This is a genomic window from Streptomyces sp. NPDC048142 (genome assembly GCF_043202835.1).
Taxonomy (GTDB): Bacteria; Actinomycetota; Actinomycetes; order Streptomycetales; family Streptomycetaceae; genus Streptomyces.
Window position 1 is genome coordinate 136,329 of sequence record NZ_JBIDBC010000016.1, and the last position, 17,607, is coordinate 153,935.

The 17,607-nt window shown below is 71.4% G+C and carries 12 protein-coding genes and 1 riboswitch; of the genes, 3 read left to right on the forward strand and 9 right to left on the reverse strand.

What is annotated here, in order from left to right; all coding sequences use genetic code 11:
- Positions 1-77: 77 nt before the first annotated feature.
- The 6 genes from ACGF2Y_RS21310 to ACGF2Y_RS21335 form a co-directional block, all read right to left on the reverse strand.
- Positions 78-662 carry a TetR/AcrR family transcriptional regulator gene (locus ACGF2Y_RS21310; protein WP_392949654.1) on the reverse strand — a complete coding sequence of 195 codons (585 nt, stop codon included), beginning with the start codon at positions 660-662 and terminating at the stop codon, positions 78-80.
- A 165-nt stretch (positions 663-827) separates the two neighbouring features.
- Positions 828-1,463, reverse strand: coding sequence for a hypothetical protein (locus ACGF2Y_RS21315; RefSeq protein WP_392949657.1), 636 nt, complete (start codon positions 1,461-1,463; stop codon positions 828-830).
- Positions 1,460-2,203 carry a (2Fe-2S)-binding protein gene (locus tag ACGF2Y_RS21320; protein WP_392949660.1) on the reverse strand — a complete coding sequence of 248 codons (744 nt, stop codon included), beginning with the start codon at positions 2,201-2,203 and terminating at the stop codon, positions 1,460-1,462. Before ACGF2Y_RS21320 ends, ACGF2Y_RS21315 begins: the two co-directional genes overlap by 4 nt.
- Positions 2,197-3,294, reverse strand: coding sequence for an ABC transporter ATP-binding protein (locus ACGF2Y_RS21325; RefSeq protein WP_392949663.1), 1,098 nt, complete (start codon positions 3,292-3,294; stop codon positions 2,197-2,199). Before ACGF2Y_RS21325 ends, ACGF2Y_RS21320 begins: the two co-directional genes overlap by 7 nt.
- The gene (locus ACGF2Y_RS21330) at positions 3,291-4,463 is read right to left on the reverse strand and encodes a FecCD family ABC transporter permease (RefSeq protein WP_392949666.1); all 1,173 of its coding nucleotides are present in this window, start codon (positions 4,461-4,463) and stop codon (positions 3,291-3,293) included. Before ACGF2Y_RS21330 ends, ACGF2Y_RS21325 begins: the two co-directional genes overlap by 4 nt.
- Positions 4,460-5,707, reverse strand: a complete 1,248-nt coding sequence (locus ACGF2Y_RS21335) for an ABC transporter substrate-binding protein (RefSeq protein ID WP_392949668.1) — start codon at positions 5,705-5,707, stop codon at positions 4,460-4,462. The genes ACGF2Y_RS21330 and ACGF2Y_RS21335 overlap by 4 nt, the downstream gene beginning before the upstream one ends.
- 402 nt (positions 5,708-6,109) lie before the next feature.
- Positions 6,110-6,297, reverse strand: a riboswitch (cobalamin riboswitch).
- 462 nt (positions 6,298-6,759) lie between these two features.
- Between ACGF2Y_RS21335 and ACGF2Y_RS21340 the strand changes: the two genes are divergently transcribed.
- Both ACGF2Y_RS21340 and ACGF2Y_RS21345 read left to right on the forward strand, forming a co-directional pair.
- Positions 6,760-8,025 carry an NAD(P)/FAD-dependent oxidoreductase gene (locus ACGF2Y_RS21340; RefSeq protein ID WP_392949671.1) on the forward strand — a complete coding sequence of 422 codons (1,266 nt, stop codon included), beginning with the start codon at positions 6,760-6,762 and terminating at the stop codon, positions 8,023-8,025.
- Between the two features lie 365 nt (positions 8,026-8,390).
- The gene (locus ACGF2Y_RS21345; protein ID WP_392949673.1) at positions 8,391-9,347 is read left to right on the forward strand and encodes a sigma-70 family RNA polymerase sigma factor; all 957 of its coding nucleotides are present in this window, start codon (positions 8,391-8,393) and stop codon (positions 9,345-9,347) included.
- Between the two features lie 163 nt (positions 9,348-9,510).
- Here the strand turns inward: ACGF2Y_RS21345 and ACGF2Y_RS21350 are convergent, their stop codons facing one another.
- The 3 genes from ACGF2Y_RS21350 to ACGF2Y_RS21360 all read right to left on the reverse strand — a co-directional run bounded on the left by ACGF2Y_RS21350 (position 9,511) and on the right by ACGF2Y_RS21360 (position 15,783).
- Positions 9,511-12,135, reverse strand: coding sequence for an RICIN domain-containing protein (locus ACGF2Y_RS21350; RefSeq protein ID WP_392949675.1), 2,625 nt, complete (start codon positions 12,133-12,135; stop codon positions 9,511-9,513).
- 653 nt (positions 12,136-12,788) lie between these two features.
- Entirely contained in the window at positions 12,789-14,327 is a 1,539-nt protein-coding gene (locus ACGF2Y_RS21355; RefSeq protein WP_392949678.1) for a sigma-70 family RNA polymerase sigma factor, read from the reverse strand.
- A 238-nt stretch (positions 14,328-14,565) separates the two neighbouring features.
- Positions 14,566-15,783, reverse strand: a complete 1,218-nt coding sequence (locus ACGF2Y_RS21360) for an ALF repeat-containing protein (RefSeq protein ID WP_392949680.1) — start codon at positions 15,781-15,783, stop codon at positions 14,566-14,568.
- A gap of 474 nt (positions 15,784-16,257) precedes the next feature.
- On the opposite strand from ACGF2Y_RS21360, the gene ACGF2Y_RS21365 reads away from it, so the two are divergent.
- Positions 16,258-17,451: a serine hydrolase domain-containing protein gene (locus tag ACGF2Y_RS21365; RefSeq protein WP_392949681.1), complete on the forward strand. Its 1,194-nt coding sequence runs from the start codon at positions 16,258-16,260 to the stop codon at positions 17,449-17,451.
- The last annotated feature ends 156 nt before the right edge of the window (positions 17,452-17,607 follow it).

A 17,607-nucleotide genomic window follows, 5' to 3' on the forward strand; every position in this document is an offset into this window, starting at 1 on the left:
GCGCGCCGACCACCCCCGATACTTGACTGAACGTTCTGCAATATGGGCATGCGGAAACCTCCCGCAGGAGGTGTTGTTCAGTCGAGCAGCCGCAGTGCCTGCTCGGCGGCGTCCCGCACCCGGCGGGGGTCGTTCGACGCCTTGCCGACGACCCTCAGGCCTTGCATCAGCACCAGGAGCATCCGGGCGAGAGCGTGCGGATCGCGGTCCGCGCCCAACTCGCCCTGCGCTTGGGCCCGTACCAGCGCCGAGCGCAGCAGGGTCTCGATGTGGTCCCAGCTCGCCTCGACCCGGCGGGCCGCGGCCGGGTCGTGCGCGCCCAGCTCGGCGGCCGTATTGGTGACGAAGCACCCTTTCAGGCGGCGGTCGTCGGCGGTCGCGTCGGCCGCGAAGCGCAGCACTACCGTACGCACGGCGGGCAGCGCGGGGCCCGGCTGGGACAGTTCGCGCAGCAGGCCCGAGTCGCGGTTCTCGTTGTACCGGTCCAGCGCCTTCAGATACAGCTCGTGCTTGTTGCCGAAGGTGGCGTAGATGCTGGCGCGCCCGATGCCGAGGTGTTCGACGAGGTCCGCCATCGAGGTCGCCTCGTAGCCGTGCTGCCAGAACAGCTGGAGGGCTGACTGCAGGGCGGCTTCCGGGTCGAATTCCTTGGTTCTGGCCACGATCGAACCCTAGGGCATAGTGAAACGATCGGTCAAATATTCTTTCCTGTCGGGCAGTGATGCCCCGGCGGAAGTCCGCTGGCGGTCAGTGGTGGCGCCGCCGTCGACGACGGCAGCGTGGCAGCCGCGCGTACGCCGGCGGCGCATAGGTCAGCCGCGCGTACGTCAGCCGCCGTGCCGGAAGCCCTTGCCCGTACGGTCGAGAGGGTCGGGGGCGAGGCCGAGGAAGCGGTCGCGGAGGGCGTCCCAGGCGGCGAGGCGGGTGAAGTCGGGTGTGTCGAGGAGGTCCTGGCGGTCGGTCAGGAACGGGTTGGGCAGCAGGACGGTCATCATCTGCTCGTCGCGGCCGTTGAACAGGCGGATTCCCCAGCTGACGGGGGAGCCGTCGGAGCCGATGCCGCGGTAGAGCTCGGCGCGGGAGCAGCGGCGGATGCGGCCGAGTTCGGGGCCGGAGGCGGTGTGCTCGCCGATGCACAGGTGGAAGTGCCAGGCGCCGAAGTCGATGGTGGCGTAGCCGTCGTTCATGGTGATGGCCGTGGGCGCGCCCGGTGCGCCGACCTCCCAGGCGGCGCCTTCGATGATGGGGCCGAAGTGGATGTGTTCCCAGTGGTCGGTGAAGACCGTGGTGACCAGGTCGAGGAGGGTGGCCTCGTCGACCGGGAGGGGCCAGACGTGCTGGGTGCCGCCGCCGGGGGTCTCGATGACGGCCCGTTCGGTGACGGCCGGTTCGGTGGTGGTCGGTTCGGTGACGGCCGGTTCGGTGACGGCCGGTTCGGTGGTGGTCGGTTCGGTGGTGGTCACGAGGTCTTCTCCTTGGGGTTGAGGACGCAGTCGCCGCAGGTGCCCGCGCCCGGCACGCGGTAGTACAGGCAGCAGCTGCGGCGCCGGAAGGCGAGCGGTCCGGGAGGAGTGGCGCGGTATGTGCCGGTGCCCGCCAGCGGCGGCCGGTCCAGCAGCGCGCGGACGAGAGGTACGACGGGGAGGACGGGGTCCGGTGCCCTGGCCAGCAGGACGCGGTGGGCTCCGATCAGCGCCGAGGCGGCGTTGCCGCGCAGGGTGTGCGGGGATACGCCCGACACGTGCCGTACGGCGTCGGCCCAGGGGGTCAGGTTGGCGACGGCGACGGTGTGGAGCAGGGCCGGGAGCGGTTCCTGGTCGACCACTCCCGGGTCGGGGAGCCACAGGTCGAGGGGGCCGGATGCGGGCAGGCGCCACCACACCCGCTCGGGCGCCAGGTCGGGGACGCGGCCGGTGAGCGTGGCGCAGGCCAGGGCGATCGACCAGAGCCGGGAGGCGGTGCCCAGATGCAGGGTGGACGCGGCCACCCTGGGCTGGTCGGTCCTCAGCCGTCGGGAGACGGTCCGTACACATTCCTCCAGCACACCCGGATCGGAGTACAGGTCGGTCAGCGGCCGGAAGCCTCCCCCGGGTCCTTCGGCCCGGGAAGCACCCCCGCCCTGGGGGCCGCCGGTCGCCGCGAAATAGGGGCCGATCGTGGAGATCCGCGCCAGGACGTCGGGGGTGAGGGCCGCGGTCACCATGTCCGAGCCGTCCGCGTGAGCTCGTGGAAACCCCGGACGTGGACGGTCCGTCCGTCCTGGCCGGTCAGGCTGAGCCGGTCCGCGCCGTCCCAGCTCACCTTCCTGTCGGCGGGTGGGCCGCCCCGTTCGGTGACGGCCAGTCCTTCCCGGGCCAGGGCGCGTTCGAGGAGCGGGAGCACGTCGGCCGGCGCGTCGACCGTCACCTGGGCCCGTGGGGTGCGGCGCAGTCCGAAGGTGCCGGAGGCCGGTTCGAAGGCGAGGTGGTCGGCGTCGAACGCGGCGGAGACGGCCCCGGAGCGGATCAGGTCCTCGGGCGCTCCGGCGTGGACGCGGGAGTCGCGGTCGACGAGCCAGACCGCGTCGGCCACCCGCAGGGCCAGTTCGAGGTCGTGCGTACTGACCACGACGGTCAGGCCCTTGTCCCGGGCGAGGTCGCGCAGCAGTACCGTGAGCGCCACCCGTGACGGGACGTCGAGGAAGGCGGTCGGCTCGTCGAGGAGGATGACCTCGGGCTCCTGGGCGAGGGCGCGGGCGGTGAGCACGCGCTGGCGTTCGCCGTCGGAGAGTTCGGCGGCCGGGCGGTCCGCCAGATGGTCCGCGCCCACGGCTTTCAGCGACCATGCGACCACGGCGTGGTCCGCGGCCGTGAGGCGGCCGGTGAAGCCGGTGTGCGGGTGGCGGCCGAGCCCGGCCAGTTCCCGTACGGACAGCAGCCCGGGGTCCACCCGGTCGGTCAGGACGACCGCCAGCCGTCGGGCGAGCGCGGTCGGCGACTGCCGCGCCAGGTCGGCCCCGCCGATCAGGACCGTGCCGCCGAGCGGCGGGAGGAGTCCGCACAGGGTCCGCAGCAGGGTGGACTTGCCCGCGCCGTTGGGGCCGAGCAGTACGGTCAGTTCACCGGCCCGCGCCTGGAGGCCGAGCCCCGACAGTACGGCCCGGCCCGTCCGGCGCCCGCAGGGCGACCGCGTGCGGTAGCCGACGGCGAGCCCCTGGGTGACCAGGCCGCCGTCGCGGACGCCCGGCCCGCTGTCCTTGTCCCTGTCCGTGTCCGTGACGGGTTCGGTGAGGGTGTCGGTGTCGGTGTCGGTCACGAGGCCACTCCTTGTACGCCGCGACGGCTGCGGATCAGGAACGTGATGACCACGGGGGCGCCGAACAGCGAGGTGATGGCGTTCAGCGGCAGTACGGAGTCCGATCCGGGCGGCTGGCTCAGCAACGCGCACGCCAGCGCGAGGAACGCGCCCGCGAGCATGGAGGCCGGGATCAGCGCCCGGTGGTCGGAGGTGCCCAGCGCCACCCGGGTCAGATGCGGCACCGCCAGGCCCAGGAAGGCGATCGGGCCGCAGAACGCGGTCGCCGCGCCCGCCAGCAGCGAGGTGCCGAGCAGCGCCAGATCGCGGCTGCGCCGTACGTTCAGGCCCATGGTGCGGGCGTAGTCCTCGCCGAGCAGCAGGCTGTTGAGGCGTTTGGCGGTGAGCAGCGCGGTCAGCAGCCCCGCGCCGATGACGGGCAGCATCACGTGGAGGTCGGGCCAGGTGGTGGAGCTGAAGCTGCCCAGGCCCCACATGACGAACTGCTGGGCGCGTTCGGGCTGGGCGTAGACGAGCATCACGCTGACCACGGCGGTGGCCGCCGAGCCGATCATGACGCCGATGACGAGCAGGGTGACCGCCGACCGCACCCAGCGCGAGAGGAGGAGTACGAGGGCGAGTACGGCGGCCGCGCCGAGCGAGGCGGCCAGGATGACGCCCACGCGCCCCAGCCCGGCCAGGTCTCCCGTGAAGCTGCCCGCGACCCCGCCGGTGCCGACCACCACGGCGGCGACGCCCATGCTGGCGCCCGAACTCACCCCGAGCGAGAACGGGTCGGCCAGCGCGTTGCGGAACAGCGTCTGCATCTGTACGCCCGCCACCGCGAGGGCGGCCCCGACGGCGACGGCGGTCAGCGCGCGCGGCAGCCTGACCTCCTCGACGATCACGGTCCACCTCGGGTCGCCGGCGGTGCCGCCGAACAGGACGCGCACCACCTCCGTGACCGGCACCGGGTGGGACCCGGTCGCGATGGTGAGCACGAACAGTGCGGCGGTGCCTGCCGCGAGGGTGAGGACGACGGCGAGACGCCGCCTCGGCCGTACCGCCTGCGGGGTGTCCGGGGCGGCGGCGGCCGGTTGGGCGGCAGGGGTGGGGGCGACCGCCTCGGCGTCCGGGGTAGCGGCGTCCGGGGTGGCGGCGGCCGGTGGGGTTGTCTTGTGCGTCGTCACGCCCTGGGCACCTGCTGGTAGAAGGTGAAGGTGTGGTCCTTCGCCCGGTCCGGGTGCATCAGCGCGAAGAGGTCGGCGAGGACCAGGTCGGGGCGCAGCACACCGCGTTCGAAGTAGTCGTTGCCACCGTTGGGGCCGAGCGCCTTGGTGTTCGACCAGACCGCGCCGTCGGAGAGGGCCTCCAGCTGTCCGTACCGGCTGTCGGCCTTCACGGCGTCGGCGGTTGACTTCCACTTCTCCTGCTGGGCGAGCCAGACCGGGGCGTCACCGCCCTTGGCGTACACGGCCTCGAAGTTCAGCTGGAGGTTGCCGGTACCCGGCTTGCCCGCCCAGGGGTAGGTGCCGCCCGCGTCCTTGATCAGCCGGGCGGCGTAGCTGCCTCCGGCGGGCATGTACCAGGTGCCCTGGTACATCGTGCCGGGCAGGACCTCGACGGGCTTGCCCGCCTTGATCACCTGGGCGCCCTTCTCGGCGACCTTGAGGTAGTCGCTCTCGATGGTGCCGAACAGCTTGTCGGCGCGCTTCTCCGCCCCGGTGAGCGCGGCCATCGCCTTGACCCACTCGGCGCGGCCGAGCGGACTGGACTCCAGCCACTCGGCGTTGGCGACCACGGCGATCCCGGCCCGGCGGAGCTTGGGGTACTGCGGGTCGTCGGTGCCCTGGGTCATCAGCACGTCCGGCTTGGCGCCGATGACGCTCTCGGCGTTGAGGGTGCGGTCCTTGGCGTACTCGGTGACCTTTCCGGCCTTCACCCGCTCGATCACCTGGGCGGAGGAGATGTTCGCGACGCTCGCCACCCCGGTCAGCACGTCCAGGGTGCCCGTCTCGGTGAGCAGCGGCAGGTGGGTGGTGGAGGCGGAGTACAGACTCTTCACGGGGACGGTCACCTGCGGCGCGCTCGCCAGGTCGCCGGTCAGTTTCGGCTTCGGCGCACCGCATTTGACCAGGACGTACGACTCGGGCTTGCCCTTGGGGTACGGCTCCTTGACGGTGAGGACCTGGTAGCTCTTCTCGTAGCGGAGGGTGAAGTTCTCGGCGTGCCGCACCGTCGACTTGTCCGGGAAGTAGTCCTTGGCCGGGTCGAAGTCCTTGACGCAGTCCTTCCCGGCCGCCTGGGCATCGGCCTTGTCGTCGGCGGGCCGGTCGGAGTCACCACCACACGCGGTGAGCGCGAGGGCTGCGGTGAGGAAGGCCGCCGCGGCGGCCTGCCGGCGGCGGCCGGGCGTGAGGGATCGCAGGGACAAGGTGACTCCTGGTGGCGTGGCATACGTGGACAGCGCGCACCGGCGTTCCGGGGCGCGTGATGCGGCGTACGGGAGGGAAACCCGCTGAGAGGGAGGAGGCCGACGGGATGTGAGTGCCCGTCAGGATCTGAGATGGCCGACGGGATCTGAGGGATCTGAGGGATCTGAGGGATCTGACGGGATCGGAGGTGATCGTCAGGGCCCGAGGGGACCGTCAGGATCTCGGAACGCCGTCAGGATCCGAGGAGGCCGTCAGGATCTCGGGACGCCGTCAGGGCCCGGAGGGACGGGCCTGGGCGTCACGCCGGGCAGGCCGGCCCGATGGGCCACGGGCAGCGCGAAGTCGCCGCCATACACACGCAGGCACATAGGTGCCACCGCCTCTCCTGGGGAAATCCGCCCCGTACATCGAGGTGCGACGGCGTGAGTCTCCTGACTCGGGATCACAGCTTCTCCGGCCTTCCCGCCCCCGGATGGGGCGGTGGCCATGGGCGGAGTCGCTCCCCCTACACAGTGGCGGTACCGTGCCGGAATCTCACCGGCTTCCTCGTTCCGCCGTCGCTTGACGGACCGAAGCATCGCAGAACCGGCCCCGGCCACGCCAGACTCACACCTGTGCGACGAGCCACAGCAACCTGGCCCGTACCTGTGTGACGAGCCCCAGCAGGCGGTCGCCGGATGGCCTTGGGGCACCTGAGCTGCGGATGACCTGCGCGTGGCCCGCGGACAAATCCCTTCGACGAGCCTGTCGCGAGGTTCCGCCCGTACCCGTGGTGACCGCTGTCCACCCGTCCGCCGCAGGGTGCGCAGCAGTCCGGGTCCGGCCCGTAGTCCGGGGCCGGTCGGTTCGGCATCGGATCACCTCGTCAGCTGAGCCTGCTACCTGCTACCTGCCATCTGCCATCTGCTGTCTGCGCTGCCCGGGGTGTGGTGAGCATCGGCGGCCGATGTTCCGCCGCCCTGTGGCCCACGTCACGCGTCATTCCTGTCAGGGATCGGGGCGCTGTTCCGCTCAAACTCACGAGAGCCAAGCGAACCGACAGGAGCAAGACATGAAGCACCGCATCGTCGTCCTCGGCGCCGGTTACGCCGGGGCCTACGCGGCCGGCACCCTCGTTCGTCGGCTGTCCCCGGAGGACACCGAGGTCACCGTGGTCAACGCCGAGCCGGACTTCGTCCAGCGGCTGCGGCTGCACCAGCTCGCGGCAGGCCAGGAGATCGAGGCCCCCCAGCTCGCCGACGTCTTCGCGGGCACGGGGATACGGCTGCGCCTGGCCCGTGTCACGGCCATCGACCCCGAGCGCCGAGTCGTCGCTGTGGCCGATGCCGATGCCGATGCCGACGGCGGCGGTGGCGGTGGCGGTGGCGAGATCGGCTACGACACGCTTGTCCACGCGCTGGGCAGCCACGGTGACGACCGCGGTGTCCCCGGCGTGGCCGAGCACGCCTTCGACGTCGCCGCCCGGCCTTCCGCACTGCGCCTGCGCGAGCGTCTGGACAGCATGGAGAAGCGGGGCGAAGGTGTGAATGTGCTGGTTGTCGGCGACGGGTTGACCGGCATCGAGACCGCCACCGAGATCGCCGAATCCCGGCCCGGCCTGTCGGTGGCGCTGGTCGCCCGCGGAGAGCTGGGCGCCCAGCTCTCCTCCGGAGCCTGCGGCCATCTGCGCCAGGTCTGCGACCGGCTGGGTGTCACCGTTCTGGAGCACACCAGCGTCGAATCCGTCGAAGCGATGCGGGTGTTGTGTGCCGACGGCACCGCCCTGGCGTCCGACGCGACCGTGTGGACGGCCGGGTTCGCGGTCAGCTCCATCGCCGCCGCCGGCGGGCTCGATGTCACCGAGAACGGTCGGGTCGTGGTCGATCGCACCATGCGGTCGGTCTCGCACCCCGACGTCTACGCCGTCGGCGACAGCGGCTACGCCATCGGCGACAACGGCCGGCCGCTGCCGATGTCCTGCGCCTCGGCCGGCTACACCGGCCGGCAGGCTGTGGAATCGATCGTCGGACTCCTGACCGGCAGCAGGGTCGCGCACACCAAGCTGGAGTACCCGGGCAACCACATCAGCCTCGGTCGGCAGGACGGGATCCTGCAGATGGTCGACGACGAAGGGCGGGCGAAGCCGAAGTACATGGGCGGCCGGAAGGCGGCCCGGATCAAGGCGGGCATCGTCAGGATGTCGCTGTGGGCCACCTCGCACCCGACCTTCGGCCTGCCCAGGCGCAAGCACCGCCTGGCCTCCGCATGGCGTCCGCTGCCGGGAGGACGGCCGCGTAGCCGCCTGCCAGGGCCGCCTGCCAGGGTTCCGCGATCTTGAGCCGCTCGGCGCTGTGGTCGCCGACGAGTCCACGTGGCAACCGGTTGCCGGTTACCGGTAACCGGCAACCCGGCACGCGTCCCCTGCCCGACCGGCGAGCCCGAAGGCCGTCCCGGCAGTCGGCGGCGACGAGAAGGCCCGGTCGGTCCGGTGCTGTGCCTGGCCGACAACCTGCGCCGCCGTCCTGCCGCCGCCGTCCTGCCGCTGCCGTCCTGCCACCACCGTCGAGGACACGGCCGCACGGCCGGCCCCGTACACGACGGTCCGACCCCCGGAAGCACCCGCCGGCTCAGCGCGCAACACCCCACCCGGACAAGAGAGATGCCCCGACCCGAGCCTTCTGCCGCACCGCTTAGGGTGGCCGCATGGACAGCACCGCCACTGATCCCTTCGACACCGGCCGGTTCGAGGCCGGCCGGAATCGGCTGGCCTCGCTGGCGTACCGGCTGCTGGGCTCCGCCGCCGACGCCCAAGACGCCGTGCAGGACGCGTTCCTGCACTGGCAGGCCGCCGACCGGCAGCAGATCAGGGTGCCGGAAGCATGGCTGACCAAGGTCGTCACCAACCTGTGCCTCGACCGGCTCCGCTCCGCACAGGCCCGCCGCGAACGCACCGCCGGTGCATGGTTCCCCGAACTGCTCCTCGACGGCGACCCGATGCTCGGCCCGGCCGACACCTTCGAGCAGCGCGAGTCGGTCTCCCTGGCCATGCTGACCGTGATGGAGCGCCTGTCACCCGTCGAGCGGGCCGTCTACATCCTGCGCGAGGCGTTCTCCTACGGCCACGCCGAGATCGCCGAGATGCTCGACATCACCGAATCCGCGAGCCAGCAGCACCTCCACCGCGCGCGGGCCCGCATCACCGCCACGCGCCGCCGCGGCGGCGAGGTCGACCCGGCGTCCGCCCGCAGGATCGTCGAGGAGTTCCTGACCGCTGCCACCTCGGGCCGCACCGAACGGCTGGTGGAGCTGCTCACCGACGACGTGATCGCGCTCTCCGACGGCGCGGGCCTGGCCGCGAAGCTGCTGCGGTACGACACTCCGCAGCGCGTCGCCACGGTCATGCGGGGCAGCCTCAAGCCCACGCCCGCGAAGCGGCGGCTCGCCGGCGGCACGCCCGCCATCCACTACGCGGTCGTCAACGGCGCGCCAGCGATCCTCTTCGTCCTCGACGGCCAGGTCTTGGGCGCCGTGACGTTCGACGTCAGCGACGACAAAATCGCGGCCCTGCGCGGCATCGCCGCCCCCGCCCGCCTCGTCCGCCTCACCGAAGCGTGGCGGGAGCAGCACGAACCGGACACTCCACTCATCGCCCAGTGGTGACCCGACGCCGGCCGATACCGCCCCGACGCAGGGTCCGGCACCGACCCGGCGTCATCGCGCCCGGCCTGTACGGGCCGGCGGCCTCCCCGCCCGCCGGCCGAGGCCCTTCAGCCAGGGTGGGGCCGCAGGTTGTTGTGCCTGCGGCCCCGGTCGGGCGTCGGGGTCAGGAGGGGGCGCCGTACTGGAGACCGCGTCCGTTGGTGCCGACATAGACGCGGCCGTAGGTGTCGGGGTCGCCGGAGATGACGCCGAGGCCGCCGATGCTGCCCCACTGGTGGGCGTCGTCGTTGACGCGGATCCAGGTGGCGCCCTTGTCGGTGGAGCGGAAGACTCCGGTGACGTCCTTGACGGTACCGATCAGGTACAGCGCCTGGTAGGAGGTGCCGGGCGCGGCCTTGCCGAAGCCGAGGGCGGAGGCGTCCCGCACCGTCCCGAGCGTGCTGAAGGTGTTGCCGCCGTCGGTGGAGTGCAGCAGCCCCTTGGTGCCACCGGAGATCCACAGGTCCCCGGCGATGCCGGGGACGGCTGTGAGCCGCCCGGCGGGCAGGTGGGTGGCGCGGGCGGTGAAGGTCGCGCCGCCGTCGGTGCTGGCGTGGAGCGTGCCGCCGGCCAGTGAGTAGAAGGTCTTGGCCGAGGAACGGTCGGCGACGGCCACGGAACCGGTGCCCAGGCCGCTGACCTTCGACCAGCTCGCCCCCCGGTCGGCCGAGCGGTACGGGGCCTGACCTTCCTGGGTCCAGACGATCGCGGAGCCGTCCGCCGCGAGCGCGACCTGGCCGCTGTCGGCGCTGCTCACCGGCGCCGTCCTGAAGCCCGTCCAGCTGCTGCCGCCGTCGGTGGAGTAGGCGCCGTCCTTCTCGCCGCCACGGCCGACGCGGACCATCAGCGCGGGGTTGGACTCGGCGAAATCGATGCCGGTGCTGGTGATCATCAGCGGGCTCTTCAGCCGCCCGTCCGGCACCTCGGTCAGGGAGTCGTGGCGGAAACCGCCCAGGTCGCCCATGGCGGTGACGACCGTGGCGCCGCCGGGCGGGGCGATCACGTCGAGCAACGCGGTCTCCTCCAGCCCCCGGGACCCCACGGCCCAGTGGCTGGTGCCGCCGCCGTCGGTTGCGGCGGCGTCCTCGCTGCGCCAGATGCCGCTGCCGGTGCCGTACAGCGCGTGCCCGGAGTCGAAGGGGTCGATGGCCAGGGCGGTCATCCAGTGTCCGGTGCCGGTGCCGACGTAGGGAGCGGCGGAGGCTTTGCGTACCGACTTCGAGGACTGTGCCTTCCAGGTCGTGCCGCCGTCGGTGGTGCGGTAGATCTCGTCCTCGGGCCACCAGCGGCCGAGGGTGGTGACCATCACCGTGGACGGCTTCCGCGGGTCGACGGCCAGACCGGAGAACCCGTAACTGCCCTGGGACGGGGAGATGTTCTTCCATGCCCCGCCGGCCGGCGTGTACTTCCACACCGAACCCGCCGTCACGCCGTTGGGCCCGAGGGCGTTGGTGTACGACAGGTACAGCGAGCCGTCACCGGAGAACTCGCCGTGCTGCGGCATCTGGCCGGTGGGCTGCCCGGAGACGGCCTGCCACGTGCGTCCGCTGTCGGTGGAGCGGTACACGGAGGTGGCCGAGTCGGCGACGCCGGCATAGACCGTCCTGCTTCCGGCCGGTCCGTACGTCACGAAGGAGATGCCCCCGCCGCTGCTCGCCCCGTTCTTGACGGGGAACGAGGAGACCTGACCCCATGTCACACCGTGGTCGGTGCTGCGCCACAGACCGTTCTTACGGGTGCCCAGCAGCAGGGTGCCGTTGTCCGCGGGGTCGATCGCCAGCCGCTCGCCCGCCCCGCGGCCGTCCTCGTTGGCGCCCAGCTTGAAGGGCAGGTCGGTGCGCTCGAAGGTGCGTCCACGGTCCGTGGAGCGCAGGATCGCGCCGTTGCCCGCCCAGCCGTTGGTGCAGGTACCCGTCGCGAGGTAGAGCCGCGCGGGGTCGACGGGGTCGGTGGCCAGCGAATCGATGCCCAGGAGGTTCCAGTCCTCCTCGCCGAGCCAGTCGGTCAGCGGGATCCACTGCTCGGCCGCGACGTCCCAGCGGTAGGCGCCGCCCATGTCGGTACGCGCGTACAGCAGGCCCTTCTCGCGCTGGTTGAACACCAGCCCGGTGACGTAACCGCCGCCCACCACCTGGGCGTTGTTCCACACATACGGTCCGGTGCCGGCCGCCTGGGTCCCGGCCGTCCTCACCAGCTTCCACTGCTGGTTGGTGCTGCCCTTGTCGCGGTACTGGATGACTGCCGCGCCCTCGGCCTTGGAGCCTCCGGAGACGTCCAGGACCTGGCCGCTCCTGCGGGAGGTGAAGGTGACGGCGTCGGAACCGCCGACATCGTCGATCCGCCACTCCTGGGAGGTGGAGGAGGTGTCGGTCTGCTGCTCGGCGGCGGCCGCCTGGGCAGTCGAATCGCCTGCTATGCCCAGCACTTTGCCGCTGTTGCGGTTCACCAGCTCGTAGTAGCCGTCACCGGTGGGCCGCAGCTTCCACTGCTGGTTGGCGGTGTTCTGGTCGGTCCACTGCTGGATGCGGGTGCCGTCGGCGGTGGAGAAGGCCTTGACGTCCAACGCCTTGCCGCTGCGTACGGAGATCAGCCGGTAGTAGGCATCGCGGTCGACGGTCCCGGCCTGCGAGTCCTCCTGCGCGAACAGGAGATACGGGACGAGGACGGCGGGCACGCCGAGCAGCAGACCGGTCGCGCTCCAGCGACGGCGGTGACGCCCGCGGCGCTCGCCGTTCGTGGGGTTCTTCATAGGGGGGTGTTCTCCTTGCGTATCACCGTGGACCGGGCAGATCTCCGCTGCGGGGTGAGGACACCCGGCCGGTACGGCAGTTGGTCGTGGGGTCCGCCCGTGGTGGGGGCTCGCCCCGGTGGGGGAAGTACGGGTTGCGGGGGCCGATGGTCAGGGTCGGGTCGGGTTCGTCGCGGCCCGGGTCACCCGGGGTGCCGTGATCGTGCGCGCATCGGAAGGACTTTCTTCGGGGGGTACGTCAACGGGGAAGTCGGGGGCCCTGCCGCGCCGGCACGTCATGGTGAGCGGCGGGAGGACACCCCACGCATGTGGAGGCTTCCGAACCCGCGGTCTCATAACAGAAAAAGTCGTGCCGCCGGGAAGATTGCTCAGTGATGCCACTCGCAGGCGAAAGGCGCCATGCAGAGCCTGCGGTCCGGCCGCCCCCGGGGAACGGGCACGCCGCCCTGATCAGCGGTGAAGGCTTTCCGAACTGATCAGCCTTCGGGCCGGTCACGGCGAGGCGGCCGTCGATGAACGAGGACCGACGTGGTGCGGGATCGCGCCCCGGGATCGCGCCCCGGGATCATGGTGCGGGATCGTGGTGCGGGATCTGGCCCGGGATCACCAGCTGTCACCGTAGGGCGCGGTCCGGAATGTTCAAGGAGCGGATCTCAAGCCCAGGCCCTGCGCACGATGAAGGAAGCCTGACCGGCGAAGGCCCGCGTGCCGTCGGAGCCATCGAGCCAGATGCCGCCGTCGCGGTGGCGGAGGACCGATCCGGGATTGTGCGCGTGCAGGGTGACCGACCCGGTGACCGCCCCGGGGCGCGGACAGAAGGTGGCGTCTTCCCGGAACAGTTCGCTGCCGTCGTTGGAGCTCAGCCGTAGCCGCAGGTCACGGTGGCGCAGATAGCGGCCGCCGGCGGCGCGGAAGGTGACGCACTGTGCGTCGGCCAGTTCCTCGACGACCGTGAAGGTGACCCGCTGCCGTGTCTGCGCGTCGCTGGACGCGGAGACACGGCCGAGCGCCGCGAAGTCGCCGGTATACGTGACGTACAGGGCGGGGGAGGCCACGGACTCCAGCGACTGCGCGCCCAGCGGAACGATGCCTGCGACGGTGGACGGACTCACCGGGGACGGCCCGGCCGACGGGGTGGAGCGCGACGGGACCGGCGTGGGATCGCCGACCGCGGGAGCGGCGGTGACGCCGGGCTCCCGATGGGCCGGTTCGGGCCAGGTCGCATAGGTGGCGGTCCCGGCGATGAGTACCGCGCCGGTGGCGACGCTCACCAGCGGGTGAGCGGTCACCGCGTGGAGTTTGCCGACCAGCGCGCTGTGCGGAGCGGCTCCCCCCGTCGCCGTGCCGGAGGCGACGGGTGCCATGGCCGACCCGGCGGCGCCCGCGGCCGTACCCGACAGCAGGCCCTTGGCGGCCAGCGCGGCGACGAGTCCGGTCGGGACCGCCAGCGTCCCGACGCTGAGGAGCAGCAGTGCGGCCGGAACCCGGTCCGCCGTCGTCGCCATGCAGAGCGGGCAGTCGCGGGTGTGCCGTGCGATCCGCTTGCGCCACACCGAGGTACGGAGGCCGTCCCAGCCGACGACGGTCTCGTCCAACTGCCGGCAGCGCGGGTCGGCCTCCAGCGCGGAGACGATCGTCCGGCTCAGCTCCAGCTGCTCGCGCATGCGTTGCAGGCGTACGCCGACATGGGCGACCGTCTGCCCCGTCGCGGCGGCGATGTCGTCACGGCTCAGCAAACCGGCGGTTTCCTGCCACCACAGCGACAGCAGCACCTGATGGTCGGGATCGAGCCACCGGCCGGCTTCGGCAACCTGGCGGCGCTCGCCCGACACCCGCAGACGCAGGATCGTCACGTCCTCGGGTTCGGCGCCGGCGTCCGGTATCCGGAACGCCTCATCGATGACCGTGGTCCGGTCGGCGGCGGCGCGCTGCCGGTACCAGTGGGTGTTGATCTGACGGAGCGTGATCGAGACCAGCCAGGACCGGAAGCTCTCCGGGGCTCGCAGAGCAGGCAGGTCGCGCACCACGCGCAGCAGGGTCTCCTGAACGACGTCGTCGACGTCGGCATGTCCGTTCAGTGCTCGCCCGACGATGTTGTAGACCAACGGCAGGTACGCGGCGATCAGCTTGTCGCGCGCCCGTTCGTCACCGGCCTGCGCGGCGACGACCAGCCCCGCGTGGTCCGCGTCCATGAGCCCCATTCCCCACCCCTCGGCGGAGCGATCCCGCCGACTGCGGCGCCTCACCCCGGCATCGTAAAAGTATGCGGCCAAAGTGTGTGCCCTGGGCCGACGGACCGGCCCGTGCCGATTTTGGGAGGGCCCGGCGGACCCGGACGCGGACGTGGGCCCGGACGTGGACGCGGTGGCGGCAGCGGGGCCGACCGCGTCGGTGACGCGGCCGGCCCTTGTGCGGTGGGTGTGCGGGCGGTCAGTTGCCGGAGGCCTGGCGGCGCATCCTCGCGGCGAGCAGCAGGCCCGCGCCGGCGACGAGCGCGGTGCCCGCGCTTCCCGCGATCAGGGACGTGTCGCCCGCGCCGGTGGAGGCCAGCTGGGTGCCGCTGCCGCTGCCGCTCTGCGAGGTCACGGCTGTGTTGCCGGTGCCCGTCTTGGCGTCGTTCTTGTCGTTGTTCCCAGTGCCGGCACCGGAGCCGTCCTGGTCCTTCTGACCGTCGTTCTTGCCGTCCTTCTCTTCGTCGTTCTTCTCGTCGTTCTTGTCCTTTTCCTGCTGGGCCTTGTCGTCCTTCTCCCGAGCCTCGTGCTGACCGGTGAGCAGGAACGCGGCACGGTCGGCGGGGGTGCCCGCCAGAGCGGCGCGGCCGGCCTTGACCAGCTCGGGGCCGCCCCCGTCGATGATCTGGGCGATCTCGACGCGGTTGTCCTGGTCCCGCAGCTCGTGCTGCGTCACCTCCAGGAAACGGCGCAGCTCGGCTGGGGTCGGGGAGCCGTTCAGGAGCTCGCCGATCGCTTCGCTGAGGATGGGGCCGTCCCAGCCCTCGTCGATCCGGGCGAGCTCGACCCGGTCGTCCTCGGCCTGCGCGAGGTAGCGGCCCGTCTCCAGGAAGGCGATGCGCTCCGCCGGAGTGCCCCGAAGGGCGTTCTGGGCGGCTTCCTTGAGCGCGGGACCGGCGGCGTTGACCAGGCGGGCGATCTCGATTCTGTTGTCGTCGTCGCGAAGTCCGTGCTGGGTGACCTCGTAGAACTGGCGGAGGTCTGCCAAGGTCAGCCCGTCGGTCTTCAGGAAGGCCTTGATTCCTTCCTCCAGGTGGGGGCCCGCGGAGTTCAGGAGCCTCACGATGGCGATCCGGTAGTCGTCGAGACGGATGCTGTGCTGGTCGGTCTCGATGAACGTGCGCATGGCCTCGGGGCCGCTGTCGATGGCCTTGTGGCCGGCTTCCTTCATGTACTCGCTGGCCATCGGGTCGGCGATGATCGCGAGGATGGTCTTGCGGTCCTGCTCAGCCTGGTCCTGCTCCGTCCGGCCCTCGCCGGACGCGTCCGCGGCCTTGTGGTCGGGGGCGGTCGGAGCCGAGGGGTTGGCGGTGGACGCGGTGGCCTGGTTCGGGCCGGCGAACGCCGGCGAGGCGAGGAGAACGGCCGGAGCCAGGGCAGCGGTGGTCACAGCTGCGGCGATCCGGGACAACTTCACGGAAAATACCCCCTGAAGAAATGGTCTTTGCGCCGCAATGACTATTCACCGACGCAAAAGGTTGTAGGGGCTGGAAGCTTTGTTCATATGAGGTTGATTCGTTCCGCCGTCGTGTTCTCCGCCCCTTGCATGACGGCTACCCGCCTGATCCGTATCGGCCGGGTCCGGACCGTGGTGATGCCCAGAGACTGCGCGGGCGGAAGGCTGACCTGGGTGGTCGTCGACGAAGACGCAGGCGTGCCCCGGTAGCCCGATGCGGTCCAGCGCCAGTTGGCAGATGGCGCGATTCCTCGGCGGGCCCGCGATCCGGCCCAGGGGGCCCGGCCGGCCCTCCCCTGCCCGGCACAGGGTGTACCGGCTCGCGTCCTGCGTCATCAGCCGTTCGCCTGGCCCGCCATCCGTGTCTGGCGGCGCGTTGCCGAGAAGAGTGAACGCCGTGTGGGGTAGATCTCCGTAGATATGAGACGTAATCGGATGGCCGTCGCGGTCCTGTGTGCCGCCGCAGTCCTCGCGGGGGTACTCCAGCCCGCCGTGGGCACCGCGGCCGATGGCGGTGCGCACTCCTGCGTCAGCTCCGCGCGGGCGTCGGGTGGCGGTCCGGCCCGTCGCGTCCTCGACATCACGCGGCGTACCCGGCGGGAGCTCGGGCTGGAGGCCGCTCTGGTGCGGGTGACGGTCGACGGACGCGAGGTGGTCACGGGGGCGTTCGGCGAGTCCATGACCGGGGTTCCGGCCAAGCCGAACATGCACTTCCGGCCGGGCTCGGTCGCCATCGCGTATCTGGGCACTGTGCTCCTGCAACTCGTCGACGAGCAGCGGGTCCGGCTCGATGATCCCGTGTCCCGGTGGCTCCCCGGCCTGCCGCATGCGGACCGGATCACGCTGCGGATGCTCGGCAGCTCCACGTCCGGCCTCGCCGACTACGTCACCGACCCGGATTTCCTCGCCGCGATCGCAGCCGACCCCTTCCGTCAGTGGACGGGACCCGAACTCGTCGGCATCTCCACGGACGAGCCGCTGTGGTACGACCCGGGCGCCAACTGGAACTATTCGCACGCCAACTTCGTGATCCTCGGCGCCGCGCTCGAAAGGATCACCGGCACCCGGCTCGACCGGCTGCTGGAACAGCGGGTCATGCGGCCGCTCGGGCTGCGGGACACCCGTAACGGCTACACCCCCGACATTCCGCCGCCGGTGCTCCACGCGTTCACCTCCGAGCGCGGCACCTACGAGGAGTCCACGTTCTGGAACCCCTCGTGGACCACCGCGCCCGGTGCCGTGATCACCACCCACATCTGCGACCTGGCCCGCTCCGCGGAGGCCATCGGAACAGGCGAGCTGCTTTCGCGCCACTCTCACCGGGTGCAGCTCAATCCGGGGACGGTCGGCCTGGGCGGTCCCACCGCCACCTGTCCCGCCACCGTCTGCCAGGCCAATACGGAGGCCGTGCACTACGGACTGGGGCTGATCATCCAGAACGGCTGGATCGTGCAGAACCCCTCGTTCTTCGGTTACGCCGCCGTGCAGGCGTATCTGCCCGACCGGCGGCTGGCCATCGCGGTCGCCACGACCCCCGGTCGCGAGACCCCCGACGGCAACACGGCGATGACCATCACCCAGCGCATCGCGGCTGCCATCGCGCACGGCCATCCGCTCGCTTCCGGCTGATCGGGAGCTCACGCGGACGGGCGATTCAGGGGCGCCGCACTGGGCGTTCGCGGTGAGGCGAGGATGCTCTTATGGATGTCAAGCAGCGGTTGTGAGGTGGCTCGGGTCTGCTGCTGTGACGTTGGTGGCGGTCAGGACGTGGAAGATCTCGCGGGC